20 protein-coding genes and 1 tRNA gene are annotated in these 18,962 nt (G+C 59.7%); 12 read left to right on the top strand and 9 right to left on the bottom strand.

The annotated features are described in order from the left end of the window. Nucleotides 1-132: 132 nt before the first annotated feature. Both ACQY1P_RS06375 and ACQY1P_RS06370 read left to right on the top strand, forming a co-directional pair. Nucleotides 133-1,239, top strand: coding sequence for a TRAP transporter substrate-binding protein (locus tag ACQY1P_RS06375; RefSeq protein ID WP_092664125.1), 1,107 nt, complete (start codon nucleotides 133-135; stop codon nucleotides 1,237-1,239). Nucleotides 1,240-1,400: 161 nt separating this feature from the next. Further along, nucleotides 1,401-2,501, top strand: a complete 1,101-nt coding sequence (locus ACQY1P_RS06370) for a TRAP transporter substrate-binding protein (protein ID WP_113109343.1) — start codon at nucleotides 1,401-1,403, stop codon at nucleotides 2,499-2,501. Between the two features lie 93 nt (nucleotides 2,502-2,594). Here ACQY1P_RS06370 and ACQY1P_RS06365 read toward each other — a convergent pair whose 3' ends face one another. Beyond that, nucleotides 2,595-2,762, bottom strand: a complete 168-nt coding sequence (locus ACQY1P_RS06365) for a hypothetical protein (RefSeq protein WP_165699867.1) — start codon at nucleotides 2,760-2,762, stop codon at nucleotides 2,595-2,597. Nucleotides 2,763-2,905: 143 nt separating this feature from the next. Here ACQY1P_RS06365 and ACQY1P_RS06360 point away from each other — a divergent pair, with 143 nt between their 5' ends. After that, nucleotides 2,906-3,523 (top strand): TetR/AcrR family transcriptional regulator, encoded by a 618-nt coding sequence (locus tag ACQY1P_RS06360; protein WP_430255724.1) that lies wholly within the window; start codon nucleotides 2,906-2,908, stop codon nucleotides 3,521-3,523. Between the two features lie 47 nt (nucleotides 3,524-3,570). Further along, the gene (locus tag ACQY1P_RS06355; RefSeq protein WP_430255722.1) at nucleotides 3,571-4,812 is read left to right on the top strand and encodes an MFS transporter; all 1,242 of its coding nucleotides are present in this window, start codon (nucleotides 3,571-3,573) and stop codon (nucleotides 4,810-4,812) included. 40 nt (nucleotides 4,813-4,852) lie between these two features. Here the strand turns inward: ACQY1P_RS06355 and ACQY1P_RS06350 are convergent, their stop codons facing one another. After that, nucleotides 4,853-5,374, bottom strand: coding sequence for an N-acetyltransferase family protein (locus tag ACQY1P_RS06350; protein ID WP_430255720.1), 522 nt, complete (start codon nucleotides 5,372-5,374; stop codon nucleotides 4,853-4,855). Nucleotides 5,375-5,392: 18 nt separating this feature from the next. Then, the gene (locus ACQY1P_RS06345; protein WP_062454102.1) at nucleotides 5,393-5,971 is read right to left on the bottom strand and encodes a helix-turn-helix domain-containing protein; all 579 of its coding nucleotides are present in this window, start codon (nucleotides 5,969-5,971) and stop codon (nucleotides 5,393-5,395) included. Nucleotides 5,972-6,144: 173 nt separating this feature from the next. Here ACQY1P_RS06345 and ACQY1P_RS06340 point away from each other — a divergent pair, with 173 nt between their 5' ends. The 3 genes from ACQY1P_RS06340 (at nucleotide 6,145) to ACQY1P_RS06330 (ending at nucleotide 12,454) form a co-directional block, all read left to right on the top strand. Continuing rightward, nucleotides 6,145-7,392 carry an MFS transporter gene (locus tag ACQY1P_RS06340; RefSeq protein WP_430250621.1) on the top strand — a complete coding sequence of 416 codons (1,248 nt, stop codon included), beginning with the start codon at nucleotides 6,145-6,147 and terminating at the stop codon, nucleotides 7,390-7,392. 72 nt (nucleotides 7,393-7,464) lie between these two features. After that, on the top strand, nucleotides 7,465-9,288 hold the full coding sequence (gene lepA, locus ACQY1P_RS06335; protein WP_062454104.1) for a translation elongation factor 4: 1,824 nt from the start codon (nucleotides 7,465-7,467) through the stop codon (nucleotides 9,286-9,288). A gap of 220 nt (nucleotides 9,289-9,508) precedes the next feature. Next, entirely contained in the window at nucleotides 9,509-12,454 is a 2,946-nt protein-coding gene (locus tag ACQY1P_RS06330; protein ID WP_430255718.1) for a PAS domain-containing protein, read from the top strand. Nucleotides 12,455-12,506: 52 nt separating this feature from the next. Here ACQY1P_RS06330 and ACQY1P_RS06325 read toward each other — a convergent pair whose 3' ends face one another. The 3 genes from ACQY1P_RS06325 to ACQY1P_RS06315 form a co-directional block, all read right to left on the bottom strand. Continuing rightward, a complete protein-coding gene (locus ACQY1P_RS06325; RefSeq protein WP_062454106.1) occupies nucleotides 12,507-12,758 on the bottom strand; it encodes a hypothetical protein in 252 nt (83 codons plus the stop codon). A 155-nt stretch (nucleotides 12,759-12,913) separates the two neighbouring features. Then, the gene (locus tag ACQY1P_RS06320; protein WP_062454107.1) at nucleotides 12,914-13,207 is read right to left on the bottom strand and encodes a hypothetical protein; all 294 of its coding nucleotides are present in this window, start codon (nucleotides 13,205-13,207) and stop codon (nucleotides 12,914-12,916) included. 126 nt (nucleotides 13,208-13,333) lie between these two features. After that, complete coding sequence (locus ACQY1P_RS06315; RefSeq protein ID WP_062454108.1) at nucleotides 13,334-13,522, bottom strand: YegP family protein; 189 nt, start codon at nucleotides 13,520-13,522, stop codon at nucleotides 13,334-13,336. 50 nt (nucleotides 13,523-13,572) lie between these two features. On the opposite strand from ACQY1P_RS06315, the gene ACQY1P_RS06310 reads away from it, so the two are divergent. From ACQY1P_RS06310 to ACQY1P_RS06290, 5 genes are all read left to right on the top strand, one after another. After that, nucleotides 13,573-14,481, top strand: a complete 909-nt coding sequence (locus tag ACQY1P_RS06310; protein ID WP_209902847.1) for an NAD(P)-dependent oxidoreductase — start codon at nucleotides 13,573-13,575, stop codon at nucleotides 14,479-14,481. Nucleotides 14,482-14,497: 16 nt separating this feature from the next. Beyond that, on the top strand, nucleotides 14,498-14,809 hold the full coding sequence (locus ACQY1P_RS06305; protein ID WP_062454110.1) for a SelT/SelW/SelH family protein: 312 nt from the start codon (nucleotides 14,498-14,500) through the stop codon (nucleotides 14,807-14,809). A 91-nt stretch (nucleotides 14,810-14,900) separates the two neighbouring features. Beyond that, nucleotides 14,901-14,987, top strand: a tRNA-Leu gene (locus ACQY1P_RS06300). Between the two features lie 406 nt (nucleotides 14,988-15,393). Next, nucleotides 15,394-16,254 (top strand): hypothetical protein, encoded by an 861-nt coding sequence (locus ACQY1P_RS06295; protein WP_430255716.1) that lies wholly within the window; start codon nucleotides 15,394-15,396, stop codon nucleotides 16,252-16,254. A 52-nt stretch (nucleotides 16,255-16,306) separates the two neighbouring features. Further along, complete coding sequence (locus tag ACQY1P_RS06290) at nucleotides 16,307-17,155, top strand: hypothetical protein (RefSeq protein ID WP_162728228.1); 849 nt, start codon at nucleotides 16,307-16,309, stop codon at nucleotides 17,153-17,155. A gap of 65 nt (nucleotides 17,156-17,220) precedes the next feature. On the opposite strand, the gene ACQY1P_RS06285 is transcribed toward ACQY1P_RS06290, so the two are convergent. The 3 genes from ACQY1P_RS06285 to ACQY1P_RS06275 all read right to left on the bottom strand — a co-directional run bounded on the left by ACQY1P_RS06285 (nucleotide 17,221) and on the right by ACQY1P_RS06275 (nucleotide 18,943). Next, the gene (locus tag ACQY1P_RS06285) at nucleotides 17,221-17,589 is read right to left on the bottom strand and encodes a hypothetical protein (RefSeq protein WP_062454111.1); all 369 of its coding nucleotides are present in this window, start codon (nucleotides 17,587-17,589) and stop codon (nucleotides 17,221-17,223) included. 103 nt (nucleotides 17,590-17,692) lie between these two features. Next, nucleotides 17,693-18,541 carry an NlpC/P60 family protein gene (locus ACQY1P_RS06280; RefSeq protein WP_430255714.1) on the bottom strand — a complete coding sequence of 283 codons (849 nt, stop codon included), beginning with the start codon at nucleotides 18,539-18,541 and terminating at the stop codon, nucleotides 17,693-17,695. A 48-nt stretch (nucleotides 18,542-18,589) separates the two neighbouring features. Beyond that, entirely contained in the window at nucleotides 18,590-18,943 is a 354-nt protein-coding gene (locus ACQY1P_RS06275) for a MarR family transcriptional regulator (RefSeq protein WP_062578701.1), read from the bottom strand. Between the last annotated feature and the right edge of the window lie 19 nt (nucleotides 18,944-18,962).

Below are 18,962 nucleotides of genomic sequence, written 5' to 3'. Positions count from 1 at the left end.
TGCAGCGCAGCGCAACTTCCTGCACTTTTTACTTGCCGGTGACGAAATGATCGGATTAAGAGCAGACGCCGGTGAGGACCGGTGAAATGAAGTTACCGGCCGTCAAGGGCCAGTCAGAAAGGCATGACCCGTATGAACCGCAGACATTTCTTTCGGCAGGCAGGGACCGCCGGAATCGGCGCAGTTGCAGCCGGGGCTCTGGCCGCTCCCGCGATCGCGCAGGAAAGCCCCAAGCTCACCTGGAGAATGACATCCTCCTTTACCAAGAACACCGACATCCTCTGGGCCGCATCCACCGATATCGCGCAAAGCGTCAAGGAAGCGACGGACGGCAACTTCACCATCCACACCTTCGCGGCCGGCGAAATTGTGCCCGGCCTTCAGGCGGCAGACGCTGTTTCCAACGGAACCGTCGAAATGGCGCATACCTGCTCCTACTATTACATTGGCAAGGATCCGACATTCGCGCTCGGGACGTCGGTGCCCTTCGGTCTTAATGCCCGCCAGACGAACTCCTGGTTCTCGATCGGCGGCGGCAACGACCTGCTCAACGAATTCCTCGGCAACTACAATCTCTACGCGCTGCCGGCCGGCAATACGGGTGCCCAGATGGGTGGCTGGTTCCGCAAGGAGATCAACACGATCGACGACCTGAAGGGTCTGAAGATGCGCATCGCAGGTCTTGCCGGCCAGGTGATGACCAAGCTCGGCGTCACGCCGCAGCAGATCGCCGGCGGTGACGTCTATGCGGCGCTGGAAAAGGGCACGATCGACGCGACCGAATTCGTCGGTCCGTATGACGATCAGAAGCTCGGCTTCGTGAAGGTCGCGAAATACTACTACTATCCCGCATGGTGGGAAGGTGGCCCGGCCGTCCACGCGTTCTTCAACCGCGACAAGTTCAACAATCTGCCGAAGAGCTACCAGCGTATCCTGAAAGATGCCTGCGCCAACGCCAACATGAACATGCTGGCTCGCTACGATGCCAGCAACGCCAAGGCGCTGCGCCAGCTTGTGTCGGAAGGTGCCGTGCTGAAGGCCTTCAACCAGCAGATCCTCGATGCCAGCTACGCAGCGGCGCAGGAAACCTATGCTGAAATCACGGCCAAGAACGCTGCCTTCAAGAAGATCTACGACAGCCAGCAGGCCTTCAAGAAGGATGCCTATCTCTGGGCGCAGATCGCCGATTACACCTACGACACATTCATGATGATCCAGCAGCGCAACGGCAAGCTTTGATCATCAAGCGCACCTGCTCAATCGAGAACCCCGGCCCAGCCCGGGGTTTTCCTTTTGCGGCAAGGCAAACACTGTCGATTCCTCTTGTCGGAGCCGGGAGAAGAGCTTTAAGACCAAGACGGCTTGAACGAGATTTTTCAGACATCTCAGGAGGATATTTCATGGATCGCAGACGTTTCCTGCACAATGCTACCACTGCCGGCATCGGCGCCGCGGCTGCCGCGTTGGCCACGCCGGCAATCGCCCAGGAGCGTCCGAAGATCACCTGGCGGCTGACCTCGTCCTTTCCAAAGAGCCTGAACATCATCTTCGATGCGGCGACCCAGATTGCCAACAGCGTCAAGAATTCAACGGACGGCAATTTCACCATCCAGACCTATGGCGCCGGCGAACTGGTGCCGGCTCTGCAGGCAGCCGACGCGGTTGCCAACGGCACGGTCGAGATGGCGCATACATGCTCCTATTATTACATCGGCCAGGATCCAGCCTTTGCGCTTGGCACCGCCATTCCGTTCGGCCTCAATGCCCGCATGACGAATGCCTGGTTCCTCAACGGCGGCAATGATCTGATCAACGAGTTCCTGGCGCCCCGCGGCCTTTACGCACTGCCGGCCGGCAATAGCGGCACGCAGATGGGCGGCTGGTTCCGCAAGGAGATTAACACGATCGACGACCTGAAGGGTCTGAAGATGCGCATTGCCGGCCTGGCCGGCCAGGTGATGCAGAAGGTCGGCGTGACGCCCCAGCAGATCGCCGGCGGCGATGTCTATGCGGCGCTCGAAAAGGGTACGATCGATGCGACCGAATTCGTCGGTCCGTATGACGATCAGAAGCTCGGCTTCGTCAAGGTCGCCAAATACTACTACTACCCGGCATGGTGGGAAGGCGGCCCGGCCATGCATGCCTTCTTCAACCTGGAAAAATTCAACAGCCTGCCGAAGAGCTACCAGCAGATCCTGACCGATGCCTGCGCGGCAGCCAACATGAGCATGCTTGCCAATTACGACGCCCATAACGCTGTCGCTTTGAAGAAATTGGTTGGCGAAGGCGCGATCCTGAAAGCGTTCAACCGCGACATTCTGGATGTGTGTTTCAAGGCCGCGATGGAAACCTATGCCGAGCTTTCCCAGAAGAGCCCGGCCTTCAAGAAGATCTACGATCACCAGCAGGCGTTCAAGAAGGATTCCTATCTCTGGGCGCAGGTTGCTGAATACAGCTACGACACGTTCATGATGATGCAGCAGCGGGCAGGCACGCTCTAAGCATCCGACCAAACGACGAAAGCCCCGCACGCGACGGGGCTTTCAAAACTTTTTAGAGCTTCGGCCTATCTCTTCAGATGGGCCTGTATGACCTTAGCTACCGGTGTTGGGGCGATTGCTGCCGACATTGGTATTTGTAGACGCGGTCTTCCCGTCGGCGGTCTGGCCGTAATAGGTACCACCGAGGTGGCCGCCGGAACTGGTGTTTTCCACCTGGCGTTCTGCGCGCTTTACGGTCTGTTCTACGTCACTCTTGCTCATAATGTCCTCCAGCTTTTGGGGTTGGTGACGGTGTTTCCAACTCAACTCTCAAAGATCTGTTCCCGAAAAACCGACATCTCGCTTGACGACAACATAATCCGATCCTATTTGGAAACGATCATTTCCTAATTAGGCAATCCGCTATGACGACCGAAACCCTCACCGATACTGCTCGAATGGCAGGCCGGCCGCGCGAGTTCGAAATCGAAGCGGCGCTGGACAAAGCGATCGTCGTGTTTTCCGAGCAGGGTTATCACGCGACGTCGATTGCGGACCTCAAGGACGCGATGGGGCTGACGGCCGGAAGCCTCTACAAGGCGTTCAAGGACAAGAAGGCCATCTTTCTCGCGTCCTTCGATCGCTACAAGCAGGTTCGCAACGCAGCCCTTGCGGAGGCAATTTCGGTGGGAGGCAACGGCCGCGAACGGATGCGTCTTGCGCTGCATCACTATGCAAACTCGGCGCATGGCGAACTTGGCCGACGCGGATGCCTCGTCGTCGGCGCTGCCGTCGAACTTGCGCTTTTCGATCTCGAAACGGATCAGCGCGTGAAACTATCGCAAGCCCGGATTGAAGGTCTGTTCGAAAACCTGGTTCGGGAGGGCCAGGCGGACGGATCGATTTCGGATCGGAGCGATCCCGAGGTGACGGCGCAGTTCTTCTACGCCGTGATCCAGGGACTGCGGATCGCGGGAAAGGCCGGACAGGGCCAGGAACGCGCCATCGCCACCGTGGAAACCGCGCTTAAAATTCTCGACTGACAGCACGTCTCTTTTCTCCCTCCCTTTTCTCCTCCCAAGAGCCCACCATGACATCCCCAGTTCCTTCCCCCGCTCGTCGGGTTTCGCCGGACGCCGAAACGGCGGCCACATCGCCAAGTGCAGCGCCCACCCTCTCCCCGATAATGGCCTTCACCATGGCCGCCGCGGCCGGGCTGATCGCCGCCAACCTTTATTACGCGCAGCCGCTTGCAGGCCCGATTGCCGCATCGATCGGCCTTTCCGAAAGCGCCACCGGCCTGATCGTGACGCTGACGCAGATCGGCTATGGGCTCGGCCTGCTGTTCATGGTGCCACTCGGCGATCTCGTCGAGAACCGCCGGCTGATCATCCTGATGATTTCCGCCACGAGCGTTGCCCTGATCGCGGCCGGGCTTTCGACGACGCCGCTTCCCTTCCTCGCGGCATCGCTTGCGATCGGCATCACCTCGACTGCCGTGCAGATGATCGTGCCGTTTGCTGCAAACCTTGCACCGGAAGAGAGCCGCGGCCGGGTGGTCGGAAATGTCATGAGCGGGCTGATGATCGGCATCATGATGGCGCGGCCGGTATCGAGCTTTATTGCAGGATTCTCGTCGTGGCATACGGTGTTCTTCTTGTCGGCTGCGGTGATGGTTGCCGTCGGTCTGGTGCTGTCCTTCCGCCTGCCCAAGCGCATGCCGAAGACGACACTCCGCTATCCCGGCCTGATCGCGTCCATGGGACGGATCTACACGACACAGCCGCTGCTGCGCCGGCGGTCCTTCTACCAGTTCGCCCAGTTCTTCGCGTTCAGCCTGTTCTGGACGGTGACGCCGCTTCTCCTGGCAGGGCCTGCTTTCCAGCTGGGCCAGGGTGCCATCGCCATCTTCGCGCTTGTCGGCGTCGCCGGTGCGGTTGCTTCTCCGATCGCCGGACGGTTGGCCGACCGCGGCCTCGGCAAGCCGGCAACCGCATTCGGCATCCTCGCCGTCGTTGCCGCCTTCCTGATCACCCATGTCGCGCCCGAAGGTTCGACCTTTGCGCTGGTGATGCTGGGTTTGGCCGCCATCGCGCTCGATTTCGGCGTGTCGATGACGCTGGTGATCGGCCAGCGGTCGATCTACGGCCTTGATGCTGAGCTGCGCAGCCGCCTGAACGGCCTCTTCATGGCCACCTTCTTTATCGGCGGAGCACTGGGTTCGGCAATCGGCGCCTGGGCCTTTGCCCAAGGCGGCTGGCTCGCCGCATCGGCGATCGGCCTCGCCCTGCCGGCCGCAGCCTTTGTTTATTTCCTCACGGAAAAACGATGACTAGAAATGGCCCGCTTGTTTTGCGGGCCACTCAAGGCGCTTACCCGATCCGCTTGTAAAACAGCGTCGTGCCGCAGAGGCCACCTTGCGGCCAGAGCGCGTAGTCGGGAATGACACCGACCCGTTCCCAGCCGAAGCGGGGATAGATGCGTTCTGCGTCGCTGCCGGTTGCAGTGTCCAGAACCAGAAGCGTGCGTCCCTGCCCTGCGGCTTCCGCTTCGACGGCCTCCATCAGCTTGCGCGACAGGCCAAGGCCGCGGGCATCGTGGTGGACAAGGAGTTTCATCAGGTCTCCCCGATGCGGCTGGTTCGGTTTCGAAGCAAGACCGATCTGGACGGTGCCGACCAAGCGGTCATCGACATCTGCCACAGCCAGAATGATGGCGCCCTTTTCCACCTCGTCTGCGATGCCGTTCCAGTATCCGGTGGCATCCTCAGGTGCGAAAGGCAGCATGAAGCCCAGCGATGCGCCGCCATTGATGCAGTCGGAGAGGATGTCACTGAGATGAGGGATCGCAGCGCGGGTGGCGGCGGCATCGAGGATACGGATGGTCGGGGTCATTGTTTGCTCCTGTGGCGGTCAGCGGCCGCGGTTGAGGATCACCGCGTAGCGGGCGGGGCGATCACTCGGATTGTGGAATTCGAAGGCGTCGCCGATATCCATGAACAGGCAGTCGCCCGGCAAAAGGTGATGGGTCATGTCGGGGAGCACCATGTTCAGTTCTCCCTCGAACAGCCAGACATGCTGGGTCATCACCCGGCTTTCCTCCCGCGGCGGAAAACTGACGCGTGCGCCGGCCGGGAACTCCACCTCGACGATATCGACCGGTGTCGGCATGCCCGGCGGCGAGACGGAGCGCCGCAGATATCCCGTTGTCGGATCGCGCCACAGCCTTTGCTCGGACTTCTTCGACAGAGGCGATGATGAAGGCTCGTCGGGCGCGAAGAAGGTGGAGAGGCTTTGCCCCAGTCCTTCGCAGAGCCTTGCCAGCAGCGCCGCCGTCGGGCTCGCCTCCGCCCGTTCTATGCGCGAAATCATCGCTCGGCTGACACCGGACCGCAGCGACAGTTCGTCCAACGTCAGCCCTGCGGAAGCCCGCAGCGCCTTCAGCCTTTCGCCAATCGCCAGTTCGATTTCGCTGTCTGAATTTTCCATTATCAGAGATATAAATTCTCTTTTGATGGAATCAAGCGATTTGCGAAGGCTGGATGAATTTTTAAAGGTGATGGCGTTTCCGCGATAGCGAATGTCCTATTCGATACGCTATGGATCGTCGACCAAGGCAGCCGCGACGGAAGCGCCGAGGGTCCACTAAAATCAGGGATTTCGCAATGAACGGACAAGCGGCTGTCTCGCCCTTTTCAATCGCCAGCATCGTCGTCTCGATGACGATCGCCGCGATCGGAAGCGGCATCATGTTCGCCTATGTGCCGTTCATGCTGACAAGGTCGGAAACGCCCTGGGCGGCAGGTGCTGCGGTGACGGCCGTCGCATTCGGCGGGCTCGTCGGTTGCGTGCTCGGCGGACCGCTGATCAAGCGCGTTGGACATGCGCGGCTGTTTGCCTGCTCGATGGCAATGGTCATCATTGCAGCCGTGCTGATTGCCGCCGACCTTCCGGCCTATATCTGGATTTTTGCGCGCGGCATTTACGGCGCCGCCGCCAACGTCAACTTCATCATCGCCCAGAGCTGGCTCAACCACGCCGCCTCCAACGAATGGCGCGGTAAGGCGATGTCGTTCTTCTACATGGCCTATGTTCTGGGCCTCGGCTGCGGCAACTGGATCTTCGGCCAGATCCCGACCGACGGCAATCTTGCGCCGCTGGCGGTGGTGTTCTTTACCGCGCTTGCAATCCTGCCGATCGGGCTGACCCGTCTGCCGAACCCGCCCGCCCCGGCACGCGTCAATGTCGATATCAAGATGGCTTGGAAGATCTCGCCGGTCGGTCTGGTCGGCGTGCTTGCCTCGGGTGGCCTTTCGATGGTGGTGCAGGGCTTCCTGCCGATCTATGCCTCCACCAACAACGTATCGCAGACCGATGTCGCGATGCTGATGTTCGTGATGCAGACGGGACTTTTGTTCGTGCAGTATCCGCTCGGCATCCTGTCTGACCGGATGGACCGACGCTTTGTGCTTCTGATCACCTGCGTGCTCATCGTGTTTGCCGGCTTCGGAGCGTTTTTCTCCTCCTTCTCGCATCTCTATATCCTGATGATCGTCTTCCTGATCTTCGGGGGATCGGTGGAGACCGTGTATTCGGTCGCAAACGCCCATGCCAACGACCGTGCCGACCCCGGCGATTTCGTGCCGCTGTCTTCCACCCTCCTCGTTGCGTGGTCGACGGCTGCGACGATCGTGCCGCTGATGGTGACGATGCTGACGCCTGTTCTGGGCGGAAAAACCTTTATCGTTGCGGCAATGGCGGTGGCTGTCGTCTATGGCCTGTTCGTTCTGCAGCGCCTGAAAGAACGCGGTCCGGCACCCGAGGCAGAGCGGGAGAGCCACGAAGTGCGCAGCGCCCAGCTTCCCAATGCAGCGGCGCTGACCGAACCCGGCGCCGTAAATCCCGGAAATTAACGCCTTTCATCCTCAACGAAAGGTTATCTTCCCTCTTTGCGGCAGACACGGGCGCTGCTATATGCGCGAGCCATGAGCACCAATTCCCGCACGCCGCTTGACCATATCCGCAACTTCTCGATCGTGGCGCATATCGACCACGGCAAATCGACGCTCGCCGATCGTCTAATCCAGACAACCGGCGGCCTTGCCGAACGCGACATGTCCGAGCAGGTTCTCGATTCGATGGATATCGAGCGCGAGCGCGGCATCACCATCAAGGCACAGACCGTGCGCCTGCACTACAAGGCGAATAACGGCGAGACCTACGTTCTCAACCTGATCGACACGCCCGGCCACGTCGACTTCGCCTACGAAGTGTCGCGTTCGCTGTCGGCCTGCGAAGGTTCGCTGCTGGTCGTCGATGCGTCACAGGGCGTCGAAGCGCAGACGCTTGCCAACGTCTATCAGGCGATCGACAACAATCACGAGATCGTCACGGTCCTCAACAAGATCGACCTGCCGGCCGCCGAGCCCGACCGCATCCGCGACCAGATCGAGGAAGTGATTGGCATCGACGCCAGCCAGGCCGTGCTGATCTCGGCAAAGACCGGCCTCGGCATTCCCGACGTTCTGGAAGCCATCGTCCACCAGCTGCCCCCGCCGAAGAGCGAGATGGGCGACAAGGGTCCGCTGAAGGCGCTGCTGGTCGACAGCTGGTACGACACCTATCTCGGCGTCATGGTTCTCGTTCGCATCCTTGATGGCGTGCTGACCAAGGGCCAGACCATCCGCATGATGGGCACCGATGCCAAGTATCAGGTGGAACGCGTCGGCGTTCTGACGCCGAAGATGCTGGCCGTCGATAGTCTCGGCCCGGGCGAGATCGGTTTCTTCACCGGCTCGATCAAGGAAGTGGCCGATACGCGCGTCGGCGATACCATTACCGAAGACAAGAAGCCGACCGCCAAGGCGCTTCCGGGCTTCAAGCCTGCGCAGCCGGTCGTGTTCTGCGGCCTGTTCCCGGTCGATGCAGCCGACTTCGAAGACCTGCGTGCCGCGATGGGCAAGCTGCGCCTGAACGACGCCTCGTTCTCATTCGAGATGGAATCGTCTGCGGCTCTCGGCTTCGGTTTCCGTTGCGGCTTCCTCGGGCTGCTGCATCTCGAAATCATCCAGGAGCGTCTGGAACGCGAGTTCAACCTCGACCTGATCGCGACCGCGCCTTCGGTGGTCTATCAGCTGACCATGACCGACGGTTCCGAGCGCGAGCTGCACAACCCGGCCGACATGCCTGATGTCGTCAAGATCTCGGAAATCCGCGAACCGTGGATCAAGGCGACGATCCTGACCCCGGACGACTATCTCGGCGGCATCCTGAAGCTTTGCCAGGACCGGCGCGGCATCCAGACCGAGCTTACCTATGTGGGCAAGCGCGCCATGCTGACCTACGAACTGCCGCTCAACGAAGTGGTGTTCGATTTCTACGACCGCCTGAAGTCGATCTCCAAGGGCTATGCCTCGTTCGACTACCACCTGCACGGCTATCAGGAGGGCAACCTCGTGAAGATGTCGATCATGGTGAATGGCGAGCCTGTCGATGCGCTGTCGATGCTGGTGCACCGGACTGCTGCCGAAAAGCGCGGCCGCGACATGTGCGAAAAGCTGAAGGACCTGATCCCACGGCACATGTTCAAGATCCCGATCCAGGCAGCCATCGGCGGCAACGTGATTGCCCGCGAGACGATTTCCGCGATGCGCAAGGACGTGACGGCGAAGTGCTACGGCGGCGACGCCACCCGCAAGCGCAAGCTGCTCGACAAGCAGAAGGAAGGCAAGAAGCGCATGCGGCAGTTCGGCAAGGTCGACATTCCGCAGGAAGCGTTCATTGCAGCGCTGAAGATGAAAGACGATTGATTTGCACAGGGGCTGGTTCGAAAGAACCGGCCCTTTTTCCTCGCCGATTGCTCGGTCAGCCGGATCATTTCGGGACAGGAATCAAAAGATCTGGGCCGGACCGCAATAAACGAACATATCGCGCCGTCCAAAGTTTGATAATCTGCAAAAATTGCTTTGAAAACCGCCGATTGACGGCATATTACCGGCGCCTATTCCATCACACGCATTTGGTGACGTCATGAACTATCAGGTCGTATCCGCGCATTGGCCTATTGGCGGAGGCGAGACCGGCGAGCTCATACGCCAGTTCGACTGGACGAAGACGTCTCTCGGGCTGATCAAAGACTGGCCTTCGCATCTGCGGATCAAGGTCAACTCGATGGTCAATTCGCCGATCCCGCAGGTTTTGATGTGGGGCGACGACCATGTGATGATCTACAATGACGGCTACAAGGAGATTGCCGGGGATTATCATCCACGCGCGCTCGGTGACAAGGTTTCCGCTGTCTGGCCGGAAATCTGGGAATGGAACAAGACAATCCTTGAAGCCGGCTTTCGGGGAGAGGTCCAGTCCTTCCGCGACCAGGTGATGGTGCTGAACCGTCATGGATCGCCTGAGGATGTCGTCTTCGACCTGTTCTACACGCCGATCTACGACGAAACCGGCAAAGTAGACGGTGTCCTGTGCACGGTGCTCGAAAACACCGAGAAGGTGCACGCGCTGAACGCCTTGGCTCAGAGCCAGGAAGAGCTCAGCCGCCTTACCAACGCGCTCCCCATCCTCGTCGGGTTCCTCGACCGCGACCATGTCTATCGCTTCGCCAATGACGGTTATCAGGAGTGGTTCGGACTTGCCGCCAGCGACGTGATTGGCAAGCATGCCGCGGAGGTGATCGGCAACGCCTATTACGCTGCCCGCATACCATTGCTTCAAAAAGCGCTCTCCGGCGAACGGGTGATCACGGACACGGTGATCAAACGTCCTGACGGAGAAGAACGGACAGCCGAAATCCGCTACGTTCCGCGCTTCACCTCCAAGGGTGAGATCGACGGCATCTATGTGCTGATCACCGATATCGAGGACCGCAAACAATCCGAGAACGCACTTCGTCGCAGCAATGAACGGTTCCGGGCCGCGGTCGCGGCCATCCATGGCGTGCTGTGGACCAACACCGCCGACGGCCGGATGCTGGGCGAACAGACGGCCTGGGCCACGCTGACCGGCCAGCGTTACGAGGAATACCAGGACTACGGCTGGGCAGATGCCGTGCATCCCGACGATCGGGAAGGTTCGGTCGCCAGCTGGCAGGCAGCCGTCGCGTCCAAATCCACCTATGTCTGGGAACATCGCGTCCGCCGCCATGACGGCCTCTATCGTACCTTTGCCATCCGAGGCGTGCCGATCATCGGTTCCTCGGGCGACATCGAGGAATGGGTCGGTGTCCATACCGATATCACCGAGCAGCGGGAAGCCGAATCGAACCTGCAGGACCATGCCAGCAACCTGGAACGGCAGGTCCGCCACCGCCTGCGGGCAGAGGAACAGCTAAGACAGCTGAACGAAAGCCTGGAAGCGCGCGTCGAATCGGAGATCGCGGAGAGGCGCCAGGCCGAACGGGCATTGCAGCAGGCGCAGAAGATGGAATCGATCGGTCAGCTGACCGGGGGCGTTGCGCATGACTTCAACAACCTGTTGCAGGTCGTTGCCGGCAATCTTCAGCTCCTGGCCAAGGACATTGTCGGCAATGCACAGGCGGAACGGCGTGTCGGCAATGCGCTTGCCGGCGTCAGCCGCGGTGCAAAGCTTGCCAGCCAGTTGCTGGCTTTCGGCCGCCGGCAGGCGCTGGAGCCACGCGTCATCAACATCAGCCGCTTTATTGCCGGAATGGACGATCTGCTGCGCCGGTCGCTCGGTGAGGCGGTTGAGGTCGAGGTAATTGCCAGCGGCGGGCTCTGGAACACCTATGCCGACCCGACACAGGTCGAAAACGCGCTTCTGAACCTCGCAATCAACGCACGTGATGCGATGGAGGGGTCCGGCAAATTGACGATTGAGGTGGGCAACGCCTTTCTCGACCAGGATTACGCTCGCACCCATGTGGAAGTCACGCCCGGTCAATACGTGATGCTGGCCGTGACGGACACGGGCGCCGGCATGGCGCCAGATATTCTCGATAAAGTGTTCGAGCCGTTCTTTTCCACCAAGCCAGAGGGCAAGGGAACCGGATTGGGCCTGTCCATGGTCTACGGCTTCGTCAAGCAGTCCGGCGGGCATGTGAAGATCTACAGCGAGGTGAACGAGGGCACGACCGTGAAGGTCTACCTGCCGCGGTCCGTCGCCGATGAGGACCGCGAAGTGGTCGTCCAGGCCGGCCCGGTCGTCGGCGGCTCGGAAACCGTGCTGGTCGTGGAAGACGACGAGGCGGTGCGCAACACCGTTTTCGAGACGCTGACCGATCTCGGCTACCGCGTCCTGACGGCAAAGGATGCACAGGCCGGCCTCAACGTGGTCGAGAGCGGCATTCCAATCGACGTCATCTTTACCGACGTCGTAATGCCGGGCCCGCTGAAGAGCCGCGAAATGGCGCGGCGTGCAAAAGAGCGCCTGCCGCATCTCGCGGTGCTATTCACCTCCGGCTACACTGAAAATTCCATCGTCCACGGCGGCATTCTGGATGCCGGTGTCGAGCTCTTGTCCAAACCCTATACCCGCGAGGCTTTGGCGCGCCGTATTCGCCATGTCATCGCCAACCAGAAGCAGGTGGACCAGGCGACCGCCCCCAGGGCGGAAACAGTCAAGCCCGTTGCCGAAGTTGCCGCCGCGACGCCGAAAACGCTGACGATCCTGCTGGTCGAAGACGACTTTCTGATCCGGGGAAACACGGCCGAGATGCTTGCCGAACTCGGCCATCAGGTAATCGAGGCTGGGACAGGAAAAGAAGCGCTGGTCGAGCTCGAAAGCAATTCGATCGATGTCCTGATCACCGATATCGGCCTGCCGGATACAGTCGGCGGTGATCTGGCGGTGCGTGCCGTGGCGGAAAAGCCCGACCTGACCGTCGTGTTCGCAACGGGAGAGAGCCACAAGCCGGACAACGCGCCACCCGGCTCCCGCCTTCTGCAGAAGCCTTACAACGAGATGGACCTTGCGGCGGTTCTGGCAGGCGTCAACGCGGGTTCGTAGTCCGGATCCCCGCATGGCCGGGGCCTGTTGCCTGCATCACGCCCCGGCGGCTTCAATGTTTCGCCGGGAGAAAGGGATGCGGAAGGTCAGCCGGTGTGATCCAGACGCAGCCGTCAAATGCCACTTCCCCATGGTCCAGTTTGCGGCTGGCGATCGTCTCCATCAGGGAGAGCTTTGATCGCACGCTGCCGATTCCGTCATCGTTGAGGACCCGGACCGCCTGGCAGGTGGGGCCATCCCGCATCACGATCAACGTATGATGGCTGTTCTCGACGATTTTGTTTTCGATGGTAACGAGCTTCATGCTCTCTCCTTCGACAGACGGATAGGGTTGAGGCGTCATCGAAGGGTCGGCAAATTTGGTTAACAAAGGGTTAACGACGCGGGGGCGTCCCCCGCAAACGAAAAACCGCCCGTCCTTGCGGACGAGCGGTTCGATCGATGGTCTTTCCCTGCCTGTTACGGCTGGGTCGTACCGCCCGTTGCCGGTGCAGCGGGAGCCGGTGCGGCCGGAGCAGGCGCTGCTGGCGTTGCCGGAGCAGGTGCTGCCGGTTCCGTGACAGCAGGCGGCGTTGCGGTCGAGGATGTCGTGGCAGGATCGGTGGTTGAGCCACCCATCTGCGACCAGACAAACGCGCCGACGACGATAACTGCCAGAATGGCTACCCAGCCCATCCAGGAAGAGCTTTTGCGCGTCTCCGGGGTGGTGCGAAGGTCAGGGCGGGTGTTATTCGAGTTTGGATCGTAAGCCATGTTTGTTTCCTCCGTTTCAGCAGAGACAATGCGACCACAGGGAATTTGTTCCAAAGATCTGCGGATCGGACATTGTGTCTGCGCTAAAACCTTACGTTGGAATGCGGCAGACGAACGTTCAAACCGTCAAACGGTGGCGGTTGTACCGTCTTCGGTTGTGGCACCAGGCGCATTCTTCTTGATCGATTCGATCGCGTTGATTGCCGACGCCTTCTGCTTGTATCCTTCAGAGATAAACATCGTTTCGCCGTTCGACGCTTTGAAGCGGAAACGGAACTCGCCAGTCTTGTCCTTGTAGACCTGAAACTTGTACAATTTAGCCTCCCTCAGCTGACCCTAAACAAGAAGATGCCACTGGATAAGGGATGGAACAAGAGGGATATGCGCCTGCCATGAAGGAAACGGATTTGAACAAAGAACGGGTGGGTATCGTCGGTCTTGGACGAATGGGAAGCGCCATGGCGACGCGCCTCGCACAACGGGGCTTCGCCGTCATCGGCTGGAGCCGAAGCGACGCTTTTGGTGCGCGGCAGAGGGCTCTCGGCATTGATGCCGTTGAAGACCTTTCCTCCCTAGCAGAGCGTTCCGACGTCATCATTCTTGCCCTGATCGACGATCAGGCAGTGCATGATGTGCTTAACACACTCGCGGCCACGGCCCTTACGGGCAAGCTGATCGTCGATACCAGCACGGTCAGCCCTATGACTCTGCGGAGCCACCAGGAGGCCATCGGTCGATCGGGCGCCGCCCTCCTCGACGCGCCGATCGCCGGCGGCCCGGAGATGCTGCTTCAGGGAAAGGTCGGGCTTTATATCGGCGGCTCGCCTGAAGACCACGAGCGCTTCCGGCCCGTTGCGGAAACGCTTTCCGACCGTGCGCTGCATGTGGGGAAACTCGGAGATGGCGCATCGGCCAAGCTCGTCAACAACATGATGCTGATGGGACTGTGGCAGAATCTCAAGGAGGCACTGCTGCTAGGCAAGAGCGCCGGCCTCTCTTCAGCGAAGATCCTCGAAATCCTTGCGGGAAGCCCGGCTGCGAGCCCGGCGATGAAGAGCAGGCTTCCTGTCATTTCAGGTGAGACGGACACGGTCGGGTTTCCTGTGTCGGGTGCGGTGAAGGATGCGCGGCTGGTGCGCGATTTTGCAGAGGAGCTCGGGATCTCCATCCCTGCGATCTCGGCGTCGCTTGCAAGCTTCGAGGCGGCGCTCGCCGCAGGCTATGGCGCCGCAGACCTTGCGACCATGGTCAAACTGGTTGCCGACGCGGATTAAACAGGAGTTCAGTTGCATGCCCGACAAACCGCATATCACCATTTTATACTGCACCCAGTGCAACTGGCTGCTACGGGCGGGCTGGATGGCGCAGGAACTGCTGCAGACATTCGGTGATTCGCTGGGCGAGGTCGGGCTTATCCCAGGCACCGGCGGAGCATTCGAAATCCGCATCGACGGCGCGTTGATCTGGGAGCGCAAACGCGATGGCGGTTTTCCTGGTCCCAAGGAATTGAAGCAGCGGGTTCGCGATATCCTCGACCCCGACCGGGACCTTGGCCATATCGACCGACACCAAGCCAAAACCGAAGTCGACACCGCAGGTTAGGACGGTTTTCGAAAGTTTTTCGGGGCCTGACATGAAAACTTCAAAAACCCTGTTGACTTGACCCGGTGTCCCTCGTACATCGCTCTCCGTCGCCCAGATGGCGGAATTGGTAGACGCGCCAGCTTCAGGTGCTGGTACCCGAAAGGGTGTGGAGGTTCGAGTCCTCTTCTGGGCACCATTCCCATTTTACTATTGGCTTTAGCTATAAGCCACTGATTGTGCAGGTCTTGTTCTGTCTGCGTCTCCGCGGCGCATGACACGCGCGATGAGTAACCATTGTCCCCCAAGGAATGGATGGTGCGGATGAGGTCTTGGAAAGACTGTTCAAGGCTATTGATCTGCCAGTGAGGTTTGGTCCTTGCCCTCTGCTCTGTCGAGGGCCTCACCAACACCACTCCAGTGATCATTGGATCGATGCTCAACGTCGCAACACGGACTGAGATACAATCTCGGATCAGCTCCGATACTCCAAGATCCAGATAAGCCTCAGGACAGCCAATGCACGTAACGCATGCGGCAGCAACGATGCTCGGTCTTCAGTCGTCGAATGCAACGCAATCGCCATTTAACGACCAGGTGTCCCTATGGAAAAATTGCTTTTCTCGATCACTGCCAATGGTAGCCCGGAAGTTCTCGAGCGTCAGATTTCGGCAATCGAGCGTTTCTCGCCTGGGTCGTTTATCTGCATTCATCATGCGCGGGACTCGACATTTCGAGGAGGCGATGTCTCTCAAGGTAGCGGCTCCGGCAACGTCTTCATCAATCCAAATTCCTATGAGATCAGGCCGCAGGAGGGCGTTTTACATGCCCATGTCAGCAACTTCCACCATGCCGTTGCGCAGTCTCTAGATTTTGACAAGATCGTCCTTTTCTCAGCGGAGGACCTGCTTATCAAATCCGGATTAGGCGAGTATACGAAGCGGTTCACAACGGGCGCTCAGACCGAGCTTTATGAAAGCATAGAGACCGCGAACAACTGGTCTGTGTTTCGGCCTGAGGTTTTAGACTCGGCCGGTATGAAACACTTCCTGTCCCTGCTTGGGCTTCCGCTCTTCGCTGGCGGGCAAGCGGAAGGTCAGTTCTTCAGCCGACGTGTCTTCGCCCATCTGGAGCGCATGTACATGGAATCGTTTCCGATGGAGCCGTGCGGATTTCCGACGGAGCAGATCTTACCTCCAACGCTTAACATGTGGCTTGGTTTTACCGGCACGAACGTCTCACTGCCCATCACGTTCACGGCTGCCAACGCTCAGATGGACATATCGGAAGCTGTTCTTCACCAACTCAAGACGGGCGACGGAGCTCTCCACGCGCGCGCTAAACCAAGGGCCCTGCGGCCGGTTCATCTCGGAGCGTGCGTGTTGAAAAACGTCTATGCGGTCAGTTTGCCGGCTGATCGATACGAAGCCTGGGAGAACGTGATGTCACAATCGGAAGATGGTTAAGTCGCCGCAGTGTTCTAACGCCATCGTCAATTTTTCTGAGCCAGGCCCGTTGATGACCAAAATCCTCTTTTCCCTGCCGGTCCATGAAATGCCCGCCATCGTGCGGGATCAAATCGCAAACATTAATTACTTCTGCCCCGGCTCAACAATTGCCATCCACATATCAGCGGGAGCCGCCGCGCTGCAGGACGAGTTTCGTCGGGAGTGCGACCTTCCGAATGTCCTGATCAATCCTAGTTCATACGAAACCAGATGGAACGCGGGCCTTCTCCATACGCATGTCAGCAACTATCTCTACGCGCTTGAGCGGGGCGCCGACTTCGATCGCGTCGTTCTGATTTCATCCAACGAACTTCTCGTGAAGCCAGGGCTTAGTGATTATGTGTCCAGGTATGCAATGGGGTCTCATGTCCAGATCTACGACCTTGCTGCCGATTGGGGAGGTTTCCGCACCGACGTCGCGAGCGATATGTCCGTCCGCAACTTCGTCGCCAGTCTCGGGCTAACGTCGTACTTCGCTGGGCAGGCGGAAGGCCAGTTCTACAGCAATCGCATATTCGCTCGGATTGCGCGCCTATTCGTCGAGAATTTTCCTATGGCTCCGTGCGGGTTCAATAGCGAAGAGGTCATCCCTCCTACCGTCGCAGCGAGCCTTTCAATGGCGGGCGTAAACTACGCTCACCCGATTACCTTCTGCGATTACTGCACGGCCATTAAAATTACGCCGGAGTTGATCGACCAGATTAGATCAGGCAACGGCGCGGTCTACGCTCAGCGCGTACCCCGGTCGATGCGCTCTCCACATATCGGTGTATCAACCTTCGACGGGATATTCAGCGTCAAACGCGTCCCTCGCGAGGAATGCGAATTGCGCCAGTATATCCGCGGGCTGATGACCTAGCGACTGCCTCTCAGCGTCAACCCCAATCCGAGAGAGACGTGTGAAGCCTCGTAAACACCTCCGCTCTACTTCGGAAGATGCCGCGGGTTGATGCCTGGGACCCAGTGCGTATTCGGCATCTGCGTGCCCGTATAGCGAATGCCGTTGTTCGTTTCGCAGTGATACAGCCGCCGCGGCACGTCATCCCAGAAGCGGGCGCCCGGCCCTGACCTCAATTCCGAGACGTAGCCGATATCACTGGTGCACGAATAGGAATCGGGATCCGACTTGACGAGGCTTTCCGTCGGTTTCACGCCGGGCAGGTTCTTGAAGAAGGTCTGGGGCGACTGGGTGAACACGTCGCCTTCCGCAGCCATCGTGTCATCAGGAACAAGGGCCGTTACGACGACCCCCATCAGCATCGCGGCTGGTAAAATCCATGCACCCTTCAGCATTTTTCTGTCCCTGTCGGCACTCTATCACCTTCACGAAATAAGAGGTGCAACGCCACGGTGCCAGCGGATGCGATCCCACATTTGCGTGATCGTTGCGCCCGGATCATGGAAAGCGGCGGTAATCGGTCGGCTGTCCGTAGAGCCAGCCTATCCGCTCCACAGCGGCTTTGAAATTTTCGCGCGCCACAGTCATCGTGTGGCCGTTGGCGTGGAGCAGGGTTTCCGGGTCTTCCATGATTCCGACATGGCCCTTCCAAAAGACGAGATCGCCGCGGCGGAGATCCTCGGCATCGATTCTCCCACCAAAGGCTGCCTGCATCTCGCTGTCACGCGGTACCGGTTTGCCGATCATCGCCATCGACAGCTGGACGAGGCCGGAGCAGTCGATGCCGAAGCCTGTTCGGCCGCCCCAGAGATAGGGCGTTTCCAGGAACCGCAGAGCGACCGCGACATAGTCGTCGCCGGCAACTTCCGAGATCGGCAGGCAGTGGTCGGCAATTACGGCGCCGCCGCCGGCCAGCGTGAAATAGTGGGTGCCGCGGGTTTCGCTTTTGCCGACGATCGTCACGCGGCTGCCCATCGACAGTGCGCGAAGCGGCGGCTTGCGCAATTCCGGGCCCGGATAGACGAAGGTGCGCTGCGTCACGATACGGTGCGTCGCTTGCTCGACGACATCGAGCATCACGTCCGGCAGGTAGCCGACATAGCCATCCTGATCGGCCTGGACCCAGACGAAGCCGTCCTTGCGGTCGAAGACACGCACGGTTTCGCCGAACAGAAGTTGCGTATCGATCCCGCTTTCCAGATCCGGTGAAGGTCGAAGCGGGGCAACGGGGACGGCGATTTGCGCCGCAACGCCCTGCACGAAGCGAGCGGAATCGACGCGACCTTCGAGCGCCGCATCGGCAAGGTCGGCACGGAAGGCATGGAGGCGTCTGTCGAGATCGGTCATCTTTGTGTGTTCCAGGGTCAGATCGGATTTATCAGCAGGTTCGTTGCACTATGCGGCAGCCGTGCGGCGGCTTTCACGGATGATGAGGTCGCCGAGATTTTCGAGGTAAAGGGCGCCGGCAACGGTCCGCTTTATCACGACATTGCGGCGATCGCGCTCGTCCCTCACCCGATCGACCAGACCGAGCGCACCCATCGTATCGAGTGCGCGGGTGATCACCGGCTTGGTGACGTCGAGGGTGGCGGCCAAGCCACGTACCGTGTGGGGCGGCGGCACGAGATAGATATGCAAGAGGATCGACAACTGGCGCAGGGTAAGATCCCGCTCGTCGCGCTTCACCTGTTCCAGCGAAACGCGATGCCAGAGGCCGAGTGCCTGCGTTGCGGTTAAGTCTGCGGCCATCCCGCCTCCAAGATTGCGT

This window comes from Neorhizobium sp. DAR64872/K0K18, from assembly GCF_050500175.1.
In the GTDB taxonomy this organism is placed as follows: Bacteria; Pseudomonadota; Alphaproteobacteria; order Rhizobiales; family Rhizobiaceae; genus Neorhizobium; species Neorhizobium soli.
This window is presented reverse-complemented; position numbering and strand designations above follow the sequence as displayed.

What these genes read in the sequence shown, in the direction of transcription:
- ACQY1P_RS06330 (WP_430255718.1), top strand. Translation starts at nt 9,509, where the DNA reads ATGAACTATCAGGTCGTATCCGCGCATTGGCCTATTGGCGGAGGCGAG.
- ACQY1P_RS06305 (WP_062454110.1), top strand. Translation starts at nt 14,498, where the DNA reads ATGCCCGACAAACCGCATATCACCATTTTATACTGCACCCAGTGCAAC.
- ACQY1P_RS06320 (WP_062454107.1), bottom strand. Translation starts at nt 13,207, where the DNA reads ATGGCTTACGATCCAAACTCGAATAACACCCGCCCTGACCTTCGCACC.
- ACQY1P_RS06370 (WP_113109343.1), top strand. Translation starts at nt 1,401, where the DNA reads ATGGATCGCAGACGTTTCCTGCACAATGCTACCACTGCCGGCATCGGC.
- ACQY1P_RS06325 (WP_062454106.1), bottom strand. Translation starts at nt 12,758, where the DNA reads ATGAAGCTCGTTACCATCGAAAACAAAATCGTCGAGAACAGCCATCAT.
- ACQY1P_RS06280 (WP_430255714.1), bottom strand. Translation starts at nt 18,541, where the DNA reads ATGACCGATCTCGACAGACGCCTCCATGCCTTCCGTGCCGACCTTGCC.
- ACQY1P_RS06350 (WP_430255720.1), bottom strand. Translation starts at nt 5,374, where the DNA reads ATGACCCCGACCATCCGTATCCTCGATGCCGCCGCCACCCGCGCTGCG.
- ACQY1P_RS06275 (WP_062578701.1), bottom strand. Translation starts at nt 18,943, where the DNA reads ATGGCCGCAGACTTAACCGCAACGCAGGCACTCGGCCTCTGGCATCGC.
- ACQY1P_RS06295 (WP_430255716.1), top strand. Translation starts at nt 15,394, where the DNA reads ATGGAAAAATTGCTTTTCTCGATCACTGCCAATGGTAGCCCGGAAGTT.
- ACQY1P_RS06340 (WP_430250621.1), top strand. Translation starts at nt 6,145, where the DNA reads ATGAACGGACAAGCGGCTGTCTCGCCCTTTTCAATCGCCAGCATCGTC.
- ACQY1P_RS06375 (WP_092664125.1), top strand. Translation starts at nt 133, where the DNA reads ATGAACCGCAGACATTTCTTTCGGCAGGCAGGGACCGCCGGAATCGGC.
- ACQY1P_RS06355 (WP_430255722.1), top strand. Translation starts at nt 3,571, where the DNA reads ATGACATCCCCAGTTCCTTCCCCCGCTCGTCGGGTTTCGCCGGACGCC.
- ACQY1P_RS06360 (WP_430255724.1), top strand. Translation starts at nt 2,906, where the DNA reads ATGACGACCGAAACCCTCACCGATACTGCTCGAATGGCAGGCCGGCCG.
- lepA (WP_062454104.1), top strand. Translation starts at nt 7,465, where the DNA reads ATGAGCACCAATTCCCGCACGCCGCTTGACCATATCCGCAACTTCTCG.
- ACQY1P_RS06290 (WP_162728228.1), top strand. Translation starts at nt 16,307, where the DNA reads ATGACCAAAATCCTCTTTTCCCTGCCGGTCCATGAAATGCCCGCCATC.
- ACQY1P_RS06365 (WP_165699867.1), bottom strand. Translation starts at nt 2,762, where the DNA reads ATGAGCAAGAGTGACGTAGAACAGACCGTAAAGCGCGCAGAACGCCAG.
- ACQY1P_RS06285 (WP_062454111.1), bottom strand. Translation starts at nt 17,589, where the DNA reads ATGCTGAAGGGTGCATGGATTTTACCAGCCGCGATGCTGATGGGGGTC.
- ACQY1P_RS06310 (WP_209902847.1), top strand. Translation starts at nt 13,573, where the DNA reads ATGGAACAAGAGGGATATGCGCCTGCCATGAAGGAAACGGATTTGAAC.